The organism is Pseudonocardia aurantiaca, from assembly GCF_039526725.1.
In the GTDB taxonomy this organism is placed as follows: Bacteria; Actinomycetota; Actinomycetes; order Mycobacteriales; family Pseudonocardiaceae; genus Pseudonocardia; species Pseudonocardia aurantiaca.
Genome location: NZ_BAAAJG010000025.1, coordinates 118,898 through 138,616 on the forward strand (window position 1 = coordinate 118,898; position 19,719 = coordinate 138,616).

Here is a 19,719-nt window from a genome sequence, read left to right on the forward strand (position 1 = left end):
CACCGCAGCCCACTGCCCCGGCGCTCCGTGCGTCCCCCGGACCGACGCAGAGCGGCGGCGGGAAGTCGGGTCTAGGCTCATCTCTGATGAGTATTATGGGCACGCGCGTGGTCCGCACCGAAGACCCGGAGTTCCTCTCCCGGGGCGCGACCTACACCGACGACCTGACCGACGAGCGGCTCAAGGGAGCCCTCCATCTCACGCTCGTGCGCTCGCCACTGGCGCACGGGCGGATCACTTCCATTGACACCGAGGCTGCCCGCACGGCGCCAGGTGTCGTCGCGGTGATCACCGGAGCCGATCTCGACCTGGCTCCGAAACTCCTCTTCGACGGTGCGAACCGGGGCATGGTCCGGCCGTTCCTCGCCACCGACAAGGTGCGCTTCGTCGGGGAGCCCGTGGTCGCGGTCCTCACCGAGGAGCTGTACCAGGGGCAGGACGCCGCAGACCTGGTGGAGATCGACTACGACCCGCTTCCCGCCGTGGTCGACCTCCGGGCCGCGGCTACCGACGAGGTGCTGCTGTTCGAGGAGGTCGGCACCAACCTCGCGCTCGGCTTCGGCGACGACGAGCAGTTCGACGAGCACCTGTTCGACGGCTGCGACGTGGTCGTCACGCAGGAGATCGTCAACCAGCGCCTCGCCCCCTCCCCGCTGGAGGCTCGCGCCGCCGCAGCGGCATGGGGTGACGACGGGCGCGTCACGATCTTCTGCTCCACCCAGAACGCCCAGATCGCGCGCGACGAGGTCGCAGGCTGGCTCGGCGTCGACCCCGGGGTGATCCACCTGATCACGCCCGACGTCGGTGGCGGGTTCGGGGCCAAGATCGGCGCCGATCCCGAGTTCGCGCTCGTGGCGTCGCTCGCGAAGCGGGCGGCCCGGCCGGTCCGCTGGAGCGAGAGCCGGTCGGAGAACATGACCGGGATGGTGCACGGCCGCGCGCAGCTGCAGACCGTCACGATCGGCGGCAACCGCGATGGCAAGGTGCTCGCCTACCGCCTCGACGTGCTGGCCGACGGGGGCGGGTACCCGCGACTGGGGACCGCGCTCCCGTTCTTCACTCGGCAGATGGCCCCCGGCGTCTACGACATCCCCAAGGTGGAGTCGCGCGCCCGCGTGTTCGTCACCACCACGACCTCCACGGGCGCCTACCGCGGGGCCGGCCGTCCGGAGGCCACAGCGGCGATCGAGCGGGCGATGGACCTGTTCGCCGCCGAGATCGGCATGGACCCGGCCGAGGTGCGCAAGCGCAACGTCGTGCCGCCGGAGAAGTTCCCCTTCGAGACGAAGGGCGGTGCGGTCTACGACAGCGGCGAGTACGCCAAGGCGATCGACCGGGTGCTGGAAGGCGCCGGGTACGCGGAGCTGCGGGCCGAGCAGGCCGCCCGGCGCGAACGCGGCGACGCGGTGCAGCTCGGCATCGGGGTCTCCGCCTACGTCGAGATCACCGGCGGCGGCGAGTTCGAGGAGGACGCCGCCGTCGAGGTGCACGCCGACGGCACGGTCACCGTGCTCACCGGCACGTCTCCCCACGGCCAGGGCCACGCGACGGCATGGGCGATGCTTGCGAGCGAGCATCTGGGCATCCCGATCGAGAAGATCACGGTGAAGCACGGCGACACCGACCTCATCCCGCGCGGGAAGGGGACGATGGGGTCGCGGAGCCTGCAGACCGGCGGCGTGGCCGTCTACCAGGCGGCCGGTCAGCTGGTGGAGCTCGCGAAGCAGCGGGCGGCCGACCTGCTGGAGGCGAGTGCCGACGACCTCGAGGTCACGGACGGCCGGGTTGCTGTCAAGGGCACCGACACCGGCGTCACGCTCGCCGAGCTGGCCGCGCGGGAGCAGCTCAAGGTCGAGACGGTCTTCAACAGCGGTGCGGCGACGTTCCCGTTCGGCGCACACGTCGCCGTCGTGGAGGTCGACGTCGAGTCCGGCAAGGCCGTCGTCGACCGGATCGTCACGGTCGACGACGCCGGTCCCGTGCTCAACCCGTTGCTGGCCGAGGGCCAGCGCCACGGCGGCATCGCGCAGGGGATCTCGCAGGCCTTGCTCGAGGAGGTCGTCTACGACGCCGACGGCAACCCGCTCACGGCCACGTTCGCCGACTACGCGTTCCCGTCGGCCGCCGAGCTGCCCAGCTTCACGCTCCTGAACATGGAGACGCCGACCACTCTGAACCCGCTCGGGGCCAAGGGCATCGGCGAGGCAGGCACGATCGGCGCCACGCCCGCGGTGCAGAGCGCGGTCGTCGACGCCGTCTCGCACCTCGGCGTCCGCCACATCGACATGCCGACCAGCCCGCTGCGGGTGTGGACGGCCATCCAGCAGGCTGCCTCGGAGGGAGCCAAGTGACAGGCACGGTGAAGGTCCAGATCGCAGTCAACGGCGCGCCCACCACCGCCGAGGTCGAGCCCCGGCTGCTCCTCGCGCACTACCTGCGCGACGTCGTGAAGATCAAGGCCACCAACATCGGCTGCGACACCACCTCCTGCGGCGCCTGCACCGTGCTGCTCGACGGCGAGTCGGTGAAATCGTGCACCGTTCTGGCGGTGCAGGCCGACCAGCAGGTCGTCACGACGATGGAGGGGCTGTCGCCCTACCCCGACGAGCTACACCCCGTGGCCGCGGCGTTCCGCGCCGAGCACGGCCTGCAGTGCGGGTTCTGCACGCCTGGCATGGTCATGGCCGCGGTGAGCCTGCTGGAGGAGAACCCCAACCCCACCGAGCGCGAGGTGCGTGAGGGGCTGGAGGGCAACCTCTGCCGCTGCACCGGCTACCACAACATCGTCCGCGCGGTGCTCGCCGCCGCCGGGCGCGACCCGGAAGAGGCCGAGGGCGCATCAGCCGACCCGGCCTCCCCGGGCATCTCCACCGGGAGCGGCGCATGATCCCCGTCGGTTTCGCGTACGCCCGGCCGGACTCCGTGGACGGTGCACTCGCGCTGCTCGCTGAGCACGGTGAGGACGCCACGGTGCTCGCGGGCGGCCACTCGCTGCTGCCCGTGATGAAGCTGCGGCTGTCCGCGCCGGAACTGGTGATCGACATCGGCAGGCTGGCCGAGCTGAACTACATCCGGGTCGACGGCGCTGACGTCGCGATCGGAGCGGGCACCAGGCACCGGACCGTTGAGGTCTCGGACGTGCTCGCGGCCGAGTGCCCGCTGCTCCCGGCCGTCATCCGCACGGTGGGCGACCCCCAGGTGCGCCACCGCGGCACCCTCGGCGGTTCCCTCGCCCACGCCGACCCGGCGTCGGATCTCCCGGCCGCTGTGCTCGCCCTCGGCGGCACGGTGGTGCTGCGCAGCCCGCGCGGCGAACGGCAGGTGCCGATCACCGGCTTCTACACCGGCGTCTTCTCCTCGGTGAAGGAGCCGGACGAGCTGATCGTCGAGGTCCGGGTGCCACGCACCAGCGCGTCGGGGTGGGCGTACGAGAAGTTCACCCGCCGTGCCAACGACTGGGCGATCGTCGGGGTGGCGGTGGTCGAGGGCCGGATCGGGCTGGTCAACATGGGTTCCACGCCGCTGCGGGCCTCTCAGACCGAGGCGGCGCTGGCCGACGGGGCGTCGATCGGGGACGCCGCAGCCCTCGCCGACCAGGGCACGGAGCCGCCGACGGACCTGGCCGGAACGGCCGAGTACCGCAGGCACCTGGCACGGCTGCTCACCCGCCGCGCGCTGACGACCGCCGCAGGAGGCTGACGCCCGACCGGGTCACGTTTTCCCGGATGCGCGCATCTTTTGCGCCGGTCGGGGGAACGATGCCCATATGGGAGCCGACCAACGTGCCGCAGGGGGAGACGATCCGCGTCTCCTCGCCGGCCGGTACGAGCTCGGCCCGGTGATCGGAGCGGGATCCTCCGCAGAGGTCCACCGGGCCCGTGACCTGCGGCTTGGCACCGAGGTAGCGGTGAAGCGCTTCCGGCCCCGAGCCAGCGCGCACGACCTGCTCCAGCAGCGCCGCGAGATGGAGGCGCTCGCCCACCTGCACCACCCGGGGCTCGTCGGGCTGCACGACGGAGGCACCGAGGACGGGCGCGCATTCGTCGTCACCGACCTCGTCGAGGGGCCGACGCTGGCCGAGCGCATCAGCGCGGGCCCGCCGCTCGCCCCCGGCGCCGTGCGCAGGCTCGGCGCTCAGCTCGCGGAGGCGCTCGCGCACGTCCACGCCGCCGGGATCGTGCACCGCGACGTCAAGCCTGCCAACGTTCTCCTTGGGGGATGGCATGCCGGCGGAGCCGGCGGGGTGGGTGGGCACTGGGATGGTGGCCGCCCGCGGCTTGCCGACTTCGGCATCTCCCGCACGCTCGACGCCACCACCGGCACCGCGATCGGCTGTGTCGTCGGCACGGCCGCCTACCTGGCGCCTGAGCAGGTGTGCGGAGAGCGAATCGGGCCGGCGGTCGACGTCTACGCGCTGGGGCTCGTGCTCCTGGAGGCGCTCACCGGCCGCCGCGAGTTCCCCGGACTCGCGGTGGAGTCGGCCACGGCCCGGCTGCACCGCTCGCCCGTGGTGCCGGACGGGCTGCCCGGCGGCCTTGGGACCGTGCTCACCGCCATGACCCGCGACCACCCCCTCCGCCGCCCGAGCGCCGCCGTGGTGGCGAGAGCGCTCGCCGCCGATCCGGCGTCCGCCGCGGCCCACCTGTGGCCGGACGCCGAAGCCCCGAAACCCCACCGCCGCAGCGGCCGCCACCGTCTGCACCGAGCAGCCCGCTCTCGCGCGACGTACCGAGCGGCCTCGGTGGCCCTGACGGGCGCACTGGCGATGTTCACTGCTGCGGCGGACCGGCGACCCCACTAACGTCAACCGAGGTGACGGCAGCCGAAGCGCGGGACCGGTAGCCCGACGGCACACCGTCCCGGCACGGCACACGCCCATGACAGGGGGCGCGGCACTTAGGAGCGCCCTGAACAACTCGGCCCTACTGCGCTACGGGCGGAGTTGTTCAGGACCCTCCTCAGCGGTGTGTGCCGTCAGACCAGGCCTGCGTCCTGGGCTGCTATCGCCGCCTGCACCCGCGAGCGCAGGCCCAGCTTCGTGAGCACCCGTGATACGTGGGTCTTCGTCGTTGCCTCGGTGATCACCAGCTCCGCGGCGATCTCGGCGTTCGACAGGCCGCGGCCCAGACAGGTGAGCACGTCCGTCTCGCGGGGTGTCAGGTCGTCGAGGCCGGGCGGTTCCGGCTTACGTGCGGGCGCCGCCAGCCGGGAGATGACGCGGCGCGTGATCTCTGGGGCCAGCACGCCGTCGCCGCGCGCCACCGCCCGCACCGCCGCGAGCAGCGCGGAGGCGTCCACCGACTTCAGCAGGAACCCGGCGGCCCCGGCGGCGAGCGCGGAGTCGACGTACTCGTCGAGGTCGAAGGTGGTCAGCACCAGCACCTCGCAGACCCGGTCGGTCACGAGGCGGCGGGTGGCCTCGATCCCGTCGATGCCGGGCATGCGGATGTCCATCAGCACCACGTCGGGCCGCTCGGAGTGCGTGAGCGCGACGGCAGCGAGCCCGTCGCCCGCCTCGGCGACGACCTCGATGTCCGGTGCCGACTCCAGAATCATCACGAGGCCCGTGCGGATCGCGGCCTGGTCGTCGGCGACGACGACCCGCACCTTCTCGGCAGGGATGCTCACCGCAGGGCTCCTTCCCGGGCGGGCACCGGCAGCGCCGCGCGCACGCGCCAGCACAGCCCGTCGGCGCCGGCCCGCACGTTCCCGCCCACGGCGGTGGCCCGTTCGCCCAGGCCGAGCAGGCCGGTCCCGGTGCCGCCGCCAGGTGGGGCGTCGGGGACGAGGTTGTTGTCCAGTTCGATGACCAGCTCGCCGGCGCGTTGGTCGAGACACAGGTGCACCTCGCTGCCGGGGGCGTGCTTGGCGGCGTTCGTCAAGGACTCCTGCACGATCCGGAAGGCGGCGAGGTCGACCGCGGCCGGGACGTGGACGCCGTCGGGACGCCGGTCGTCCACCTCGATGCGCAGCCCGGAGGCACGGCCGGCCTCCAGGAGCGTGCCGAGCCGGTCGAGTCCGGCCGGGGACGTGCGCGGGTCGGCGTCGCCGGCGCCGTCCGCGCGCAGCAGGCCGATCATCGCGCGCATCTCCGTGAGCGACGCGAGGCTGTCGCGTCGCACGGCTGTCAGCACGCGGCGAAGCGTTGCCGGGTCGGGGTCGTCGAGGTTGAGTGCGGCCTCGGACTGGATCGCGATCCCGGAGAGCTGCCCGGCGATCACGTCGTGCAGGTCGCGGGCCATCCGGGCCCGTTCGCCCGCGACGGCGGCGGCGCGGTCCAGCTCCGCCATCCGGTGGGCCTGCTCGGCCCGCTCGCGTTCGATGTCGGCCTGCTCGCTGTGTCTGCGCACCTCGTACCCCCAGAACACCGGGATCGACAGCAGCATCGCGAGGTTGAGCACCGTCACCAGCGCTGCGCGGCCGCCGCCGGCGATCAGGCTGAGCAGCGCGAGTGTGGCGACGACGGTGCAGACCGTGCCGGTGACGGCCCAGCTCGTGCGCCTGGACGTGAACCGGACTGCGCAGTAGAGCAGGTCGCCGAACGCGAGCAGCACACCGATCGGGCTCGATCCCGTGACCAGCACGCCGTAGAGCACGGCCACCGTGGCGACGACGAGGCCGATGACCGGGAGCCTGCGGCGGACGACCTCTCCGAGGCTCGCGACGGCGATGGCGGCCATCGACGGCCACAGCGGTGGGTCCGCAGGGCCGTCCCGCCAGCTGACGGCGATCTCCGGCACCACGAGCAGCAACCCCGCGCCGGCCGCGAGGTACAGGGCCGCAATGAGGACGTCCTGCACCCACTCCCGTCGCGACAGCCGCATGCCGCCATCTCAACACGTCGTGGCGGCGGGGCGCGTCGATCGAAGGAGGTACGCGGGGACCGCAGAGATCGATCCGACTACGGACGACGGCCCCGTCTCCGACGAGCACTGTGTTCGGCATGGGGGAATTCCTGAACGAGAACCCGCTCGTGCTGCTCATCGGGGCGTGCGAGGTGGGGTTCTGGGTGCTGCTCGGGGCCGGGCTCGCCGCGCGCTACCTCCTGCGGGCCCGGCGGCTGAGCACCGTGCTCCTGGTGCTCGTGCCCGTGCTGGACGTGGTGCTGGTGACGGCGTCGCTCGTCGACGTGGCCGGCGGCTCGCCACCGAGCCTCACGCACGGGCTGGCGGCGGTCTACCTGGGCTTCACGGTGGCGTTCGGGCACTCGATGATCCGCTGGGCGGACACGGCTTTCGCACACCGTTTTGCCGGCGGCCCGCCGCCGCGCAAGCCTCCGCAGTACGGCGCCGCGAAGGTGGCCTACGAGTGGCGCGAGTGGGGAAAGATGGCCCTGGCCTGGGGCATCGCACTCGCCGTCATTTTCGTGACGGCCGCGGTCGCCGGCACCGGGGTGCCGCCGCTCGGCGAGTGGTTCGCCGACCCGATGTGGAGCTGGGGCGCCCGGCTGATGCCGGTGGTGCTGATCTGGTTCGTGGGCTGGCCACTGTGGACGACGCTCGCGCCGCCGCGTGCCCCCGAGGGCAGTGCCCCGGAGTCTGCCCCGGAGTCTGCCCCGGACTCGGCCCAGGAGGCCACCGATGTCCGCCGCTGAGACCGCCGCTGAGACCTCCCCCGCGCGGTCCCGGATCGCGTCGCTCGACGTGCTGCGGGGGATCGCGATCCTCGGGACGTTCGCCTCGAACGCCTGGCTCTTCGCCGTACCCGGCGGGGCGCTGGTGTGGTTCGCCGGTGGGCTCGGTCCCCAGGACCCGGTGGAGGCCGGGCTGCGGCTGCTGTCCAACGGGAAGTTCCTCGCGCTGCTGACGCTGCTGTTCGGCGTCGGCCTCGAACTGCAGTACCGCGCGGCGGTGCGGCGCGGCAACCCATGGCCCGGCCGGTATCCGCTGCGCGCGCTGATTCTTTTCGCCGAAGGGCTCGTGCACTACCTGCTGGTGTTCGAGTTCGACGTGCTGATGGGCTACGCGATCACGTCGGTGCTGGTGGCGTACCTGGTTGGCCGCAGCGACAGCGCGGTGCGGCTGTGGATGCGGACGGTTGGCGCGATCTTCGTCGGGATGGTGCTCGTGCTGACCGCCCTGCTTGTCCTCACGCCGGATGGACCGGCCCAGCCGCTCGCCGTCGACCCAGCGGCAACCGCAAGCTGGACGGCCCAGGTCGCCGATCGCGTGCAGTACTTCCTGCTGTTCCGCATCGAGATCGTGCTGATCGTGCCGTCCGCCACGGTCCTGTTCCTCGTCGGATCCAGGCTGTTGCGGGCGGGCGCGTTCGCCGACACGGAGGTGGGCGCCGGCATCCGGAAGCGGCTGATGATCATCGGTCTCGGCGTCGCGTTCCCGCTGAACGTGCTGACGACCTTCGGCGGCGCCGACTGGTTCCTCGTCGACCGCTACCTGCTGCCGCCGCTCGTCGCGCTCGGACTGCTCGGCCTGGTGACGTCGATCGTGGTGCGCTCCCGTCGCGAACTCGGCCCGATGCGGCGCGGACTCGCGGCGGTGGGACGCACGGCGCTGAGCTGCTACGTGCTGCAGAACGTGCTCGCGGGCGCGCTCTGCTACGGCTGGGGCCTCGGCCTCGCTGCCCGGTTCGCCGACGCCCGCCCGTGGTGGGTGCTCGGCCTGTGGGCGGGGGTCTGCGCGGTGCTCGTCGTCGCCGCGTCGCTGTGGCTGCGGCGGTTCGACCGCGGCCCGCTGGAACTGGTCATGCATCGGCTGTACGCGCCGCGCCGCGCCTCCGTCGCGGCCGAGAAGGGGTGAGGAACGTGCTGGAGATCGTGGGGATCGTCCTGGTCGTCCAGGGCATCGGGGGGTTCATCAACAACTGGGTGGGCGGCGGGCCGAGCTGGTTCCTCGTGAACTACGTGCCGGCCCTGGAAGGCTGGGAGATGCCGGTGAGCGTGGTGATCGCCCTGGTGGGCGCGGCGCTCGCGGCGAGGGGCGAACGAGCCCGCAAGCAGCGGGCGGCCCGCGACTGACCCACTCCAGGCGGGGCGGTGTCCGCGTGCTTGTGCGGGCGGTGCTGGGTGCCAGTCAGCGGCGGGCGGACCAGGATCGGGTGACCTCCGTGAACCCACGGCGGCGGTACCAGTGCCGGGGCCAGTCGTTCGCGTCCGCGTCGAGCACCACCAGGTCGCAGTCCGCCTTCGCCGCCAGCGCCAGTGCCGTGCGGACGACCGCGTCGCCGTGGCCGCGTCCCCGGCCCGCCGGTTCGGTCAGCACGGCGTCCAGGAGGGCGGTCCCGCCGTCGATCTTGAGCAGGGCGCAGGCGACGACGTCCCGGTTGTCGTGCACGGCGAGATACCGGACGTCGGCACGGGTGTCCTCGATCGCGTAGCGGTCGGCGAGCTGCTCGACCGTGGACTCGCTGAACCCGGGCACCTCCCGGCGCCAGCCGGCGGCCAGCATCGGGCGCAGGGTGTCGAGGTCGACCTGCGCCACCCGCGCCACCGGCTCGCCCCCGGCCGGCGCGGCCATCCCGACGAGCTCGGTCACGTCCCAGCCGTCCGCTGCGAGAGCGGCTGCCGTGTCCGCCAGGTGATCCCCGTAGAGGTGGGCCTGGCGGTGCACGAGCCCCGCGCCGCCGAGCACGCGATCCGTCTCCGAGGCGAGCTGATCGGACGAAACCGGGGAGTCGATCAGCAGTTGGTTGTGCGCGTGGGACGCAGGGACCGGGGCCGTGAGCACGGCAACCCCGCCCGTCACCGGAAGCTCGCTGGTGGCGACCCGGCGCAGCAGCGACCGTTCGAGCGTGGCGTGCCGACCACCCGGGTCCATGGGCGGCACGGCGGGCGCGTCGAACCCGCCGTCCGGACGCGGTTGCCATGGCAGCACGGCGAGCACCGCGCCAGTGGGCAGTGGGCCGTAGGCGTGCGGGAACAGCATCGACGCCGGATCCGTGGGCACGCCGGGTTCGTAGCGGATGGGCGCGCCGATCCGGTCGGGGTCGAGCACGAGGAGCACGAGGTCGGTGCGGCCGCGGAACAGCCGGTCTGCCGGGAGCGCGACCTGCTCGGGCGTCGAGAGATGTACGAAGCCGACGTCGTCGAGAGACGCAGGCTTGACCGCCTCCGCGGCGAGCGCGGCCCGCCAGTCGAAGGCGGTGGCGATGTGCAGGAGGGGAGCGGCCACGGCGGAAGGCTCTCACGACGGCCGGTTGGGGGTTGTCTTTGGCACCCGGTGCCAATTAACGTTCGGTGCGGCCCACCGGAGCGACGTCAGGAGCAAAGTATGGCCCCCACAGGTGAGATCCAGCCCGCTTCCGAGGAGCCCCTGGTCGAGGAGACGTTGGTGGAGGAGGTCTCCATCGACGGCATGTGCGGTGTCTACTAGCCGTCCCAGCATGGCTTTCGATCCGCAGCTGCCCTACCGCGCGAGCCCGCGGGTCGCGCTGCGCCCCGAGCCGTTCGGGGCGCTCGTCTACCACTTCGGCACCCGGCGGCTGTCGTTCCTGAAGACCAAACAGCTCGTCGACGTCGTCTCCGGCCTGGACCGGCACGAGTCGGTGCACGCCGCGATCGACGCCGCCGGTGTCGAGGAGGCGCAGCGGCCCGCGTACCTGCGGGCGCTGGCGGGCCTGGCGGAGAACGGAACCATCGAGGAGCGCGTGTGAAGCTGGTCGACCACTTCCAGTACGGCCTCAACTCCCCGATCTGCCTCACCTGGGAGCTGACCTACGCCTGCAACCTCGCGTGCGTGCACTGCCTCTCGTCGTCGGGGCGGCGCGATCCGCGCGAGCTGACCACGTCCGAGGCCATGGGCGTGATCGACGAGCTGCAGCGCATGCAGGTTTTCTACGTCAACATCGGCGGCGGCGAGCCGACCGTGCGGCCCGACTTCTGGGAGCTGGTCGACTACGCCGTCGCCCACGACGTCGGCGTGAAGTTCTCCACCAACGGCATCAAGCTCGACGCGGCACGGGCCGAACAGCTCGCCGCCACCGACTACGTGGACGTCCAGATCTCCCTCGACGGCGCCACCGCCGAGGTCAACGACCACGTCCGCGGCCCGGGCTCGTATGCCACGGCCGTCCGGGCCCTGGAGAACCTCGCGGCGGCCGGGTTCGCACAGCCCAAGATCAGTGTCGTGATGACCAGGCAGAACGTCGACCAGCTCGACGCTTTCGCCGCGATCGCCGACCGCTTCGGCGCCCAGCTCCGGATCACGCGGCTGCGGCCGTCCGGGCGTGGCGCGGACGTGTGGGACGAGCTGCACCCGACGGCGGCCCAGCAGCGGCAGCTCTACGACTGGCTGGTCGGCCACGGCGAGAACGTGCTGACCGGCGACTCTTTCTTCCACCTCTCGGCCTACGGCGAGGCACTCCCCGGTCTCAACCTCTGTGGTGCGGGCCGGGTCGTCTGCCTGATCGACCCCGTCGGCGACGTCTACGCGTGCCCGTTCGCGATTCACGAGAACTTCCTCGCGGGCAACGTCCGGTCGCCGGGCGGGTTCCAGGAGGTGTGGCAGGGCTCGGAGCTGTTCGCGCAGCTGCGGCAGCCGCAGACCGGCGGGGCGTGCCGCTCGTGCGGCTTCTACGACTCCTGCCAGGGCGGATGCATGGCCGCCAAGTTCTTCACGGGCCTGCCGCTCGACGGGCCCGACCCGGAGTGCGTGCGCGGGTTCGGGGAGCAGGCGCTGGCCGCGCGTGACGGGTCGACCCTGATCCCGAAGTCCGACGTCGACCACTCGCGCTCCGCTCCGCGCAACTCCCGCGGCCCCGTGCCCGTGACCATCGGACGGCGCCCCGAGAAGGCCTGCGAGACGAGCCCGCTGGCGGGGCTCGCCGGCGACGCCTCCGACTCGCGCCTGCGCGTCCCGGTCGCCGGGAGCTGATCGTCGATCCGGTCCCTGTCAGAGTCGCCGGGGGCCGGATCGGACCAACCGGTTGCCGAGGGAAGGGGCCTGTGCTGCTCGGCGAGCACACCTGGACGGAGCTGGCGGGCCGGCGGACGCTGCTCGTACCCGTCGGGTCGGTGGAGCAGCACGGCCCGCACCTGCCGCTGGACACGGACACCCGGGTCGCTGCCGCCGTCGCCTCCCGGGCGGCAACGGAGTGGCTCGCCGGGCGGGCGGCCGAGGCCGTCGACGCAGCCGACTGCCGCGCCCGCCGGTCCGTGCTGGTCGCGCCCCCGCTGTCGTACGGCGCCTCCGGTGAGCACGAGGCCTTCGCGGGCACCCTTTCGATCGGGCACGAGGCGCTCCGTGCGGTGCTGGTGGAGCTGGGGCGCTCGGCCGGGCGGTGGGCGGCGCGGCTCGTGTTCGTCAACGGCCACGGCGGCAACTTCCCCACGGTGCCCGAGGCCGTGGCGCAGCTCCGCGACGAGGGGCGCGACGCGGCGTGGTTCGGCTGCGGGGTGCCCGGCGGCGACGCGCACGCCGGTCGCACGGAGACGTCGATGCTGCTCGCGCTGGCTCCGGAGCTCGTCCGGCTCGACGCGGCGGCGGCGGGCAACACCTCCCCGCTGACCGAGCTGCTCCCCGCCTTGCGCAGCGGTGGGGTGGCCGCGGTCAGCCGGAACGGCGTGCTGGGCGACCCCGCGGGCGCGAACGCGGAGGAGGGCGAGCGGCTACTGGACGCGATGGCGTCCCAGCTCCGCACGGCCCTGTCCCGGTGGGAGCCGACCGGCACGGGCCAACTGCGCCCAGGGTTTGGAAGGTGACATTGCTGACGTTCAACGTCAGCGATGTCACCTTGCAGTACTTCGTGGGGTGCCATGCTCGAAGACGTGACACCTGAGCTCCTCGTGCCCGCATACGGGCACCGCTCACTCGCCGAGGTTCTGCCTGCGCTGCTCACGGCGCTCGGTGTGCCCGATCATCCTGAGCAGGGGAACGAGCTGGTGATCGAGCCGGCGAGGGCGGCCGCACTGCTGCTCGTCGACGGGCTGGGGAGCGAGCTGTTGCGCCGGTACGCGCGCGATGCGCCGTTCCTGGCGGGCCTCCCGGACGTCGGGCCGGTCACGGTCGGGTTCCCGTCCAGCACGTCCATCAGCCTGGCCTCGCTCGGCACCGGCCTGCCGCCCGGCGTGCACGGGATTCTCGGGGTCGCCTTCCGGGCCGAGACCGGCGACCTGATCGAGACCCTCAAGTGGCGGTCCCATGGTGTTCCGTACCCCGTCGACCTGCGCAAACGCCTACCCCCCGAGCAGGTGCAACCTCGGCAGACGCTCTTGGAGCGCGCGGAGGCCGCTGGTCTGGACGTCACCGTGGTGTCGAAGGCCGAGTTCGGCGGCTCCGGGCTGACGAGGGCGGCGCTGCGCGGCGGGCGGTTCCGCGGCACGTACGCGCTGGGTGACCTCGCCGCCGAGGTGATCACCGCGCTCGCCGGACCGGGCAAACACCTCTGCTACGGCTACCACGCCGACCTCGACCTCCTCGGCCACCTGCACGGGCCCGGATCGCTGCCGTGGCGGCTGCAGCTGCGCCAGATCGACTCGCTCGCCGCGCTGCTCGCCGAGCACCTCCCCGCCGACGCGGTGCTCGTGATCACCGGCGACCACGGGATGGTCCAGGTCGACCGCGCGATCGACGCCGACCACCACCCCGCGCTGCAGGAGGGCGTCGACCTGCTTGGCGGCGACCCGCGGTCGCGGCACGTCTACGCACGTCCCGGCGCCCAGGACGAGGTGCTGGCCGCGTGGCGGGGCGTGCTCGGCGACGGCGCCTGGGTCGTGTCCGGTGAGCAAGCGATCGACGAGGGCTGGTTCGGGCCGGTGGACGCGCAGATGCGCGCCCGCATCGGTGACGTCGTTGCGGCCGCGCGGGGCGGCACCGCGATCGTCCGGACGGAGGTCGAGCCCGCGCTCGCGCGGCTGCCCGGCCAGCACGGTTCGCTGACGGCGGATGAGCAGTTCGTGCCGCTGCTGGTGGCCCGCCGAAGCTGAGCGGCCGGGCTACGCGACGGCCGTGGCCAACCTCCCGCCGGTGCCGGTGGAGTTCACGCGCATGAAGTCGGAGACGGTCGAGTCGGCGCCCAGGTCTGCCGACGCGAGGCTCTCCAGTGGCGGATGGACCACGCCGGTCCACCTGGACACCGCTCGCTACGGCCGGAGCTTTCCGCACCCTCCCAGGCCGCCGTGGCGCTGGTCATGAACGTGACACGATGGGGTCGTGATCGAGGTATCCGGGCCGACGCGCACCCGCCTGCCCGCGGGATTTCGTATCGCCCTCGACCACCGCGTGTGGGCGGTCGACGACGGTGAGGTCATGTTCGGCGGAGCTCCGCCGCGGATGCTGCGCCTGTCCCCGACGGCGCGGGCGCTGATCTGCACCGACGGCACCTGCACGGTCGCCGACGACGACTCTGCCGCCCTCGCGCGCTCGCTGGTGGACGCCGGCATGGCGCACCCGGTGGCCGTGCCCCCGCAGGCCGTGCCGCCCGCCTCCGACGTTACCGTCGTCGTGCCGGTGAAGGATCGCGTCGACAGCCTGCGCCGCCTGCTCGGTGCCCTGCCCGAAGGGCTCGGCGGCGTGATCGTCGTGGACGACGGGTCGGCCGACGCGGCGGGCGTGCAGAACGTCGCAGGCGCCGCGGGCGCGCGAGTTTTGCGCCACCCCGAGCCGCGCGGCCCGGCCGCGGCCCGCAACGCCGGGCTCGCGGCGGCGACCACACCGCTCGTGGCGTTCCTCGACTCCGACGTGGTCCCCGAGCCCGGTTGGCTGCCGGTGCTGCTGGAACGGTTCGCCGATCCGGCCGTCGCGCTCGCGGCGCCGCGGATCGTCGCGCTGCCCCCGGTCACGGGCTGGCTGGGCAGGTACGAGTCCGTGCGGTCGTCGCACGACCTCGGCCCGGACCCGGCGCCGGTGGTCCCGCGCTCGCGTGTGGCGTACGTGCCGAGCGCCGCGCTGCTCGTCCGCAGGGACGCTGCGAGCGCAGGTTTCGACGACGACATGCACGTGGCCGAGGACGTCGACCTCGTGCTGCGCCTGCACGCGGCCGGCTGGCGGCTGCGCTATGAGCCCGCGTCCCGCGTGGCGCACGACCACCTCACCACCCCGGTCGCGTGGTGGCTGCGCAAGGCCTACTACGGCACGGGCGCGGCACCGCTCTCCCTGCGACACCCCGGTTCGACGCCGCCGATGGTGCTGAACACGTGGTCGACGGCGGTCTCGGTGCTCCTGCTGCTCGGCAGGCCGAAGGCTGCGCTCGTAGCCCTCGTGGTGTGCGCCGGGGCGGCCGAACGGCTCGCCCGCAAGCTGGACGTGCGGCGGCCGCGGGCCACCGCCGCGCGGATCATCGCGATGTCGACGCTCGGCACGGTCGCGCAGACGGCCGACGCGATCACGCGGCACTACTGGCCGGTGGCGCTCGTGGCCGCCCTCCTCTCCCGGCGGGCGCGGCGGACCGTCGCGGTCGTGGCGCTGACCGAAGGGGCGATCGACTGGTGGCGCCGCCGCGGCGACGACCCCGAGGTGCGCCTCTCGCTCCCCGGATACGTTCTCGCCCGCCGCCTCGACGACCTCGCCTACGGCGGCGGGCTGTGGTGGGGCGCGCTCCGCCACCGCACGCCCGGGCCCCTGCGTCCCGGCTGGACGGACGGCCGGCGGGGTGCCCCCCGTCAGGGCTAGTCCGAAAGAGTGATGTGCAATCCGACCAAGTTTCGCTGAAGCGGAAAAATTGGGCGATAAGTTCCGTATTTGCGGGGCCGGAAACTTACCGGCGTCCGACAGTGTGAGTGTGACCCTGTGCAGTTGTCGGCGGTCCGGCGGCGGCTGCCTTGCACCAACAGATCATCGGGAGTGTGATGTGTTCGCCGCCACAACGGCGTGGCGGCGTCCGGGTGGCAGCGCAACCGCCCGGTCGGTCCCCGGCACATCCTGCGCGGCACGACACCGTCGTCGTCGCGGTCTAAGGAGAAGTCTCATGGCACAGGTCCGGGTCACCGTCGACGGCGTGCAGTACGCCGACGACGTCGAGCCCCGCACATTGTTGGTCCACTACCTGAGGGAACGCCTGGGGAAGACGGGCACGCTGGTCGGGTGCGACACAAGCAACTGCGGGGCCTGCACCGTTCACCTGAACGGGCAGAGCGTGAAGTCCTGCTCGGTGCTGGCCGTCCAGGCCGACGGAGCCGAGGTCACGACGATCGAGGGCATCGCCCGCGACGGCAAGCTGCACCCGATGCAGGAGGCCTTCAACGAGTGTCACGCGCTGCAGTGCGGTTACTGCACACCGGGTATGATCATGCAGGCCATCGACCTGCTCGGGGACAACCCTGACCCCAACGAGCAGGAGGTCCGTGAGGGCATCGAGGGCAACCTCTGCCGGTGCACGGGCTACCAGAACATCGTCCGCGCCGTGCAGAGCGCCGCGGCGAAGATGAAGCCGGGCGTCGCCGCGGACACCCAGGCGCCGGTCTCGGTCGCCGGAGGTGGCGAGTAGATGACCGCAACCGCCGAACCCACCGTCGAGTTCGGAAAGGCCCGCCCCCGCAAGGAGGACGCGCGCCTCATCACCGGACGCACCCGGTTCACCGACTCGATCACGCCGCAGGGCACCCTGCATATGCACGTCGTCCGGTCGCCCCTCGCGCACGCGACGATCACCGGGATCGACAAGTCCGCGGCCGAAGCCGCCCCGGGTGTCATCGGGGTCTACACCCTGGCCGACCTGGGAGCGGAGGCCGTCGGCCTGCCGCACGTCTGGCCCCTCACCCCCAACGAGAAGGCGCCGCAGCGCCCCCTGCTCGCCGGCAGCACCGTGCACTTCGCCGGCGAAGGCGTGGCCGTGGTGCTCGCCCGCACGGCCGCCGAGGCGCGTGACGCGGCAGACCTCGTCGAGATCGACTACGAGCCGCTCGAGCCGGTGCTCGACATGGAGGCCGCGATCGCCGACGACGCCACGGTGCTGCACCCGGAGCTGGGCACCAACGTGAGTGACACGTGGGTGTTCGACTCCGGGAGCGCAGGCACCGGCGGGAGCGTCGACGAGGCGATCGCGGCGGCCGAGGCGGATCCCGACTCCGTCGTGATCCGCCGCCGGTTCCGTCAGCAGCGCCTCATCCCGGCGTTCATGGAGCCGCGATCCGTCGTGGTGGACCCCACCGGTGAGCAGATCCTGATGTACTCGGCGACGCAGGTGCCGCACGTCCTGCGCACGATGACGAGCGTGACCCTCGGCGTGCCGGAGCAAAAGCTCCGCGTGATCGCCCCCGACGTGGGCGGTGGGTTCGGCGGGAAGCTCTCCGTCATCCCCGAGGAGATGCTCTGCGTGCTGCTCGCGCAGAAGCTCGGCAAGCCGGTCAAGTGGAGCGAGACGCGTTCGGAGTCGATGCTCGCGGCGCACCACGGCCGCGACCAGATCCAGGACTTGACCCTCACCGCCAAGAAGGACGGCACGGTCACCGGCCTGGACGTGCGCCTCCTCGCCGACATGGGTGCCTACCTCGAGCTGGTCGGGCCGGGCGTCCCGGTGCTCGGCGCGTTCATGTTCAACGCGATCTACAAGATCCCGGCCTACAAGTTCACCTGCACCACGGTGCTCACCACGAAGACGCTGACGGGCGCCTACCGCGGTGCCGGCCGTCCGGAGGCCACGTTCGGCATCGAGCGGGTGATGGATGAGCTGGCCGTCGAGCTCGGGCGCGACCCGATGGAGCTGCGCGAGCAGAACTGGATCAAGCACGAGGAGTTCCCGTTCACCACGGTGGCTGGGCTCACCTACGACTCAGGTAACTACGAGCAGGCCACGCAGCAGGCGATGGAGCTGTTCGACTACGCCGGGCTGCGCCGCGAGCAGGAGGAACGGCGCCGCTCGGGCGACCCGGTGCAGCTGGGCATCGGCATCTCGACCTTCACCGAGATGTGCGGCCTCGCGCCGTCGCGCGTACTCGGGGCGCTGTCCTACGGGGCCGGCGGCTGGGAGGCAGCGAGCATCCGGATGCTCGCCACGGGCAAGGTCGAGGTCGTCACCGGCGCCTCGGCCCACGGCCAGGGCCACGAGACGGCGTTCGGCCAGATCGTCGCCGAACAGTTGGGCGTCCCGTTCGATGACATCGAGGTCCTCCACGGCGACACGCAGGTCGCGCCGAAGGGTATGGACACCTACGGCTCGCGGTCGCTGGTGGTCGGCGGCATCGCGCTCGTGAAGGCTTCCGAGAAGGTGATCGCGAAGGCCAGGAAGATCGCGGCGCACCTGCTCGAGGCGTCCGAGGACGACATCGAGTTCGCCAACGGGCAGTTCACCGTCCGCGGCACCGACAAGGGCAAGGCGATCCAGGAGATCGCGTTCGCCACGTTCGCGGCGCACGACTACCCGGAGGGCATCGAGCCCTCGCTCGACGCCGACGCCGTGTACGACCCGGACAACTTCTCCTTCCCGCACGGCACGCACCTGGCGGCGATCGAGATCGACACCGAGACCGGGCACGTCGACCTGCGCAAGTACGTCTGCGTGGACGACATCGGCAACGTGGTCAACCCACTCATCGCCGAGGGGCAGGTGCACGGCGGCCTCGCCCAGGGCATCTCGCAGGCGCTGTTCGAGGAGGCCAACTACGACGACCAGGGCACTCTCGTCAACGGCACGTTCGTCGACTACACCCTGCCGTCGGCGGCGGACCTGCCCAGCTTCGACACCCGCGTGGTCAGCACCCCGTCCACGACGAACCCGCTGGGAGTCAAGGGCGTCGGCGAGGCGGGGACCATCGCGTCGACACCCGCGATCGTCAACGGCGTGATCGACGCGCTGCGCCACCTCGGCGTCACCGAGGTGGAGATGCCGTGCACCTCGCAGCGCGTGTGGCGGGCCATCCAGGACGCACGCGGCGTCGCGACCCAGGAGACCCCGGTCGACACCCACTCGCCGGGCGCGGGCCTCGGCTCGATCGACCCGAACAACCCGCAGGGAGAGGTCCAGTGATCCCGTCCAAGTTCGACTACGTCAAGCCGGCGTCGGTGGCCGACGCGGTCGCCGCGCTGCAGCAGGGCGGTGAGGACGCCAAGATCATCGCGGGCGGGCAGAGCCTGCTCCCGGTGCTGCGCCTGCGGCTCGCCGCGCCGTCGCTGCTGGTGGACCTCGCAGGCATTCCCGAGCTGCGGGGCATCCGCGAGGAGGGCGACCGGATCGTCGTCGGGGCGATGACGTCCTACTACGACGTCCTCAAGGACGAGTCTGTGCAGCAGCACGTCACGCTGCTCGCGCAGGCCACCGAGACGGTCGCCGACGGTCAGGTGCGCCACCGCGGCACGCTCGGCGGGGCGCTGGCCCACGCCGACCCGGCCGGTGACCTCGGGGCCGTCGCCCTCGCGCTCGACGCCGAAATGGTGATCGCCGGCGCGTCCGGCACCCGGACGGTGCCGGCGAGCGAGTTCTTCGTGGACTACTTCACCACGGCGATCGGCGAGGGCGAGATCCTCACCGAGATCCGGTTCCCGAAGTACACGGGATGGGGGAGCCACTACGAGAAGTTCAACCGCACGGCGCAGGCCTGGTCGATGGTGGCCATCGCGGCCGCGATCCGCACGGAGGGCGGTGCCATCGCGGAGGCCAGGGTCGGCCTGACCAACATGGGCACCACACCGATCCGCGCCACCGGCGTGGAGCAGGCGCTGGTCGGTCAGCCGGCCACCGCCGACGCCGTGCGGGCCGCTGCCGAGCGCGTCACAGAGGGCACAGCGGCACCCAGTGACGCCGACGCGGCCTCGGACTACCGTGAGCACCTGGCCAAGGTGCTGACGGGTCGCGCGGTGCTGGCCGCCGCCGGCTGAACGCTCGTCCGTTCCG

20 protein-coding genes are annotated in these 19,719 nt (G+C 72.3%); 16 read left to right on the forward strand and 4 right to left on the reverse strand.

Translation table 11 applies throughout. The features are described from left to right. Nucleotides 1-86: 86 nt before the first annotated feature. From ABD143_RS29175 to ABD143_RS29190, 4 genes are all read left to right on the forward strand, one after another. A complete protein-coding gene (locus tag ABD143_RS29175) occupies nucleotides 87-2,351 on the forward strand; it encodes a xanthine dehydrogenase family protein molybdopterin-binding subunit (RefSeq protein ID WP_343984657.1) in 2,265 nt (754 codons plus the stop codon). 8 nt (nucleotides 2,352-2,359) lie between these two features. Next, complete coding sequence (locus ABD143_RS29180) at nucleotides 2,360-2,887, forward strand: (2Fe-2S)-binding protein (protein ID WP_343985002.1); 528 nt, start codon at nucleotides 2,360-2,362, stop codon at nucleotides 2,885-2,887. Beyond that, nucleotides 2,884-3,699: an FAD binding domain-containing protein gene (locus tag ABD143_RS29185; RefSeq protein ID WP_343984658.1), complete on the forward strand. Its 816-nt coding sequence runs from the start codon at nucleotides 2,884-2,886 to the stop codon at nucleotides 3,697-3,699. Before ABD143_RS29180 ends, ABD143_RS29185 begins: the two co-directional genes overlap by 4 nt. Nucleotides 3,700-3,766: 67 nt before the next feature. Then, complete coding sequence (locus ABD143_RS29190) at nucleotides 3,767-4,801, forward strand: serine/threonine-protein kinase (protein ID WP_343984659.1); 1,035 nt, start codon at nucleotides 3,767-3,769, stop codon at nucleotides 4,799-4,801. Between the two features lie 173 nt (nucleotides 4,802-4,974). On the opposite strand, the gene ABD143_RS29195 is transcribed toward ABD143_RS29190, so the two are convergent. Beyond that, nucleotides 4,975-5,628, reverse strand: a complete 654-nt coding sequence (locus tag ABD143_RS29195; RefSeq protein ID WP_343984660.1) for a response regulator transcription factor — start codon at nucleotides 5,626-5,628, stop codon at nucleotides 4,975-4,977. Then, nucleotides 5,625-6,824, reverse strand: a complete 1,200-nt coding sequence (locus tag ABD143_RS29200; protein WP_343984661.1) for a sensor histidine kinase — start codon at nucleotides 6,822-6,824, stop codon at nucleotides 5,625-5,627. Before ABD143_RS29200 ends, ABD143_RS29195 begins: the two co-directional genes overlap by 4 nt. Before the next feature lie 119 nt (nucleotides 6,825-6,943). On the opposite strand from ABD143_RS29200, the gene ABD143_RS29205 reads away from it, so the two are divergent. Genes ABD143_RS29205 through ABD143_RS29215 form a run of 3 tightly spaced genes read left to right on the forward strand, consistent with a single transcriptional unit; the run spans nucleotide 6,944 to nucleotide 8,974 of the window. After that, a complete protein-coding gene (locus tag ABD143_RS29205) occupies nucleotides 6,944-7,594 on the forward strand; it encodes a hypothetical protein (protein WP_343984662.1) in 651 nt (216 codons plus the stop codon). Then, nucleotides 7,581-8,756, forward strand: coding sequence for a DUF418 domain-containing protein (locus ABD143_RS29210; RefSeq protein ID WP_343984663.1), 1,176 nt, complete (start codon nucleotides 7,581-7,583; stop codon nucleotides 8,754-8,756). The genes ABD143_RS29205 and ABD143_RS29210 overlap by 14 nt, the downstream gene beginning before the upstream one ends. A 5-nt stretch (nucleotides 8,757-8,761) precedes the next feature. Continuing rightward, nucleotides 8,762-8,974, forward strand: a complete 213-nt coding sequence (locus tag ABD143_RS29215) for a hypothetical protein (RefSeq protein ID WP_343984664.1) — start codon at nucleotides 8,762-8,764, stop codon at nucleotides 8,972-8,974. A gap of 55 nt (nucleotides 8,975-9,029) precedes the next feature. Here the strand turns inward: ABD143_RS29215 and ABD143_RS29220 are convergent, their stop codons facing one another. Next, nucleotides 9,030-10,127, reverse strand: a complete 1,098-nt coding sequence (locus ABD143_RS29220) for a GNAT family N-acetyltransferase (protein ID WP_343984665.1) — start codon at nucleotides 10,125-10,127, stop codon at nucleotides 9,030-9,032. A gap of 99 nt (nucleotides 10,128-10,226) precedes the next feature. Between ABD143_RS29220 and mftA the strand changes: the two genes are divergently transcribed. The 5 genes from mftA to ABD143_RS29245 all read left to right on the forward strand — a co-directional run bounded on the left by mftA (nucleotide 10,227) and on the right by ABD143_RS29245 (nucleotide 13,879). Then, nucleotides 10,227-10,328, forward strand: coding sequence for a mycofactocin precursor MftA (mftA, locus tag ABD143_RS29225; RefSeq protein WP_343984666.1), 102 nt, complete (start codon nucleotides 10,227-10,229; stop codon nucleotides 10,326-10,328). A gap of 10 nt (nucleotides 10,329-10,338) precedes the next feature. Further along, complete coding sequence (mftB, locus tag ABD143_RS29230) at nucleotides 10,339-10,608, forward strand: mycofactocin biosynthesis chaperone MftB (protein WP_343984667.1); 270 nt, start codon at nucleotides 10,339-10,341, stop codon at nucleotides 10,606-10,608. After that, on the forward strand, nucleotides 10,605-11,828 hold the full coding sequence (gene mftC, locus ABD143_RS29235; RefSeq protein WP_343984668.1) for a mycofactocin radical SAM maturase: 1,224 nt from the start codon (nucleotides 10,605-10,607) through the stop codon (nucleotides 11,826-11,828). Before mftB ends, mftC begins: the two co-directional genes overlap by 4 nt. 71 nt (nucleotides 11,829-11,899) lie before the next feature. After that, nucleotides 11,900-12,655, forward strand: a complete 756-nt coding sequence (gene mftE, locus ABD143_RS29240; RefSeq protein ID WP_343984669.1) for a mycofactocin biosynthesis peptidyl-dipeptidase MftE — start codon at nucleotides 11,900-11,902, stop codon at nucleotides 12,653-12,655. Nucleotides 12,656-12,721: 66 nt separating this feature from the next. After that, nucleotides 12,722-13,879, forward strand: coding sequence for an alkaline phosphatase family protein (locus ABD143_RS29245; RefSeq protein WP_343984670.1), 1,158 nt, complete (start codon nucleotides 12,722-12,724; stop codon nucleotides 13,877-13,879). Between the two features lie 9 nt (nucleotides 13,880-13,888). Here ABD143_RS29245 and ABD143_RS29250 read toward each other — a convergent pair whose 3' ends face one another. After that, complete coding sequence (locus ABD143_RS29250; protein WP_343984671.1) at nucleotides 13,889-14,011, reverse strand: hypothetical protein; 123 nt, start codon at nucleotides 14,009-14,011, stop codon at nucleotides 13,889-13,891. A gap of 94 nt (nucleotides 14,012-14,105) precedes the next feature. Between ABD143_RS29250 and mftF the strand changes: the two genes are divergently transcribed. The 4 genes from mftF to ABD143_RS29270 all read left to right on the forward strand — a co-directional run bounded on the left by mftF (nucleotide 14,106) and on the right by ABD143_RS29270 (nucleotide 19,703). Next, nucleotides 14,106-15,563: a mycofactocin biosynthesis glycosyltransferase MftF gene (mftF, locus tag ABD143_RS29255; RefSeq protein WP_343984672.1), complete on the forward strand. Its 1,458-nt coding sequence runs from the start codon at nucleotides 14,106-14,108 to the stop codon at nucleotides 15,561-15,563. A 295-nt stretch (nucleotides 15,564-15,858) separates the two neighbouring features. Continuing rightward, entirely contained in the window at nucleotides 15,859-16,377 is a 519-nt protein-coding gene (locus ABD143_RS29260) for a (2Fe-2S)-binding protein (protein WP_343984673.1), read from the forward strand. Further along, the gene (locus tag ABD143_RS29265; protein WP_343984674.1) at nucleotides 16,378-18,855 is read left to right on the forward strand and encodes a xanthine dehydrogenase family protein molybdopterin-binding subunit; all 2,478 of its coding nucleotides are present in this window, start codon (nucleotides 16,378-16,380) and stop codon (nucleotides 18,853-18,855) included. Then, nucleotides 18,852-19,703: an FAD binding domain-containing protein gene (locus ABD143_RS29270; RefSeq protein ID WP_343984675.1), complete on the forward strand. Its 852-nt coding sequence runs from the start codon at nucleotides 18,852-18,854 to the stop codon at nucleotides 19,701-19,703. The genes ABD143_RS29265 and ABD143_RS29270 overlap by 4 nt, the downstream gene beginning before the upstream one ends. Nucleotides 19,704-19,719 lie beyond the last annotated feature (16 nt).

Coding starts and splice junctions, on each gene's coding strand:
- ABD143_RS29175 (WP_343984657.1), top strand. CDS start 87: ATGAGTATTATGGGCACGCGCGTGGTCCGCACCGAAGACCCGGAGTTC.
- ABD143_RS29185 (WP_343984658.1), top strand. CDS start 2,884: ATGATCCCCGTCGGTTTCGCGTACGCCCGGCCGGACTCCGTGGACGGT.
- ABD143_RS29190 (WP_343984659.1), top strand. CDS start 3,767: ATGGGAGCCGACCAACGTGCCGCAGGGGGAGACGATCCGCGTCTCCTC.
- ABD143_RS29200 (WP_343984661.1), bottom strand. CDS start 6,824: ATGCGGCTGTCGCGACGGGAGTGGGTGCAGGACGTCCTCATTGCGGCC.
- ABD143_RS29205 (WP_343984662.1), top strand. CDS start 6,944: ATGGGGGAATTCCTGAACGAGAACCCGCTCGTGCTGCTCATCGGGGCG.
- ABD143_RS29210 (WP_343984663.1), top strand. CDS start 7,581: ATGTCCGCCGCTGAGACCGCCGCTGAGACCTCCCCCGCGCGGTCCCGG.
- mftA (WP_343984666.1), top strand. CDS start 10,227: ATGGCCCCCACAGGTGAGATCCAGCCCGCTTCCGAGGAGCCCCTGGTC.
- mftB (WP_343984667.1), top strand. CDS start 10,339: ATGGCTTTCGATCCGCAGCTGCCCTACCGCGCGAGCCCGCGGGTCGCG.
- ABD143_RS29260 (WP_343984673.1), top strand. CDS start 15,859: ATGGCACAGGTCCGGGTCACCGTCGACGGCGTGCAGTACGCCGACGAC.
- ABD143_RS29265 (WP_343984674.1), top strand. CDS start 16,378: ATGACCGCAACCGCCGAACCCACCGTCGAGTTCGGAAAGGCCCGCCCC.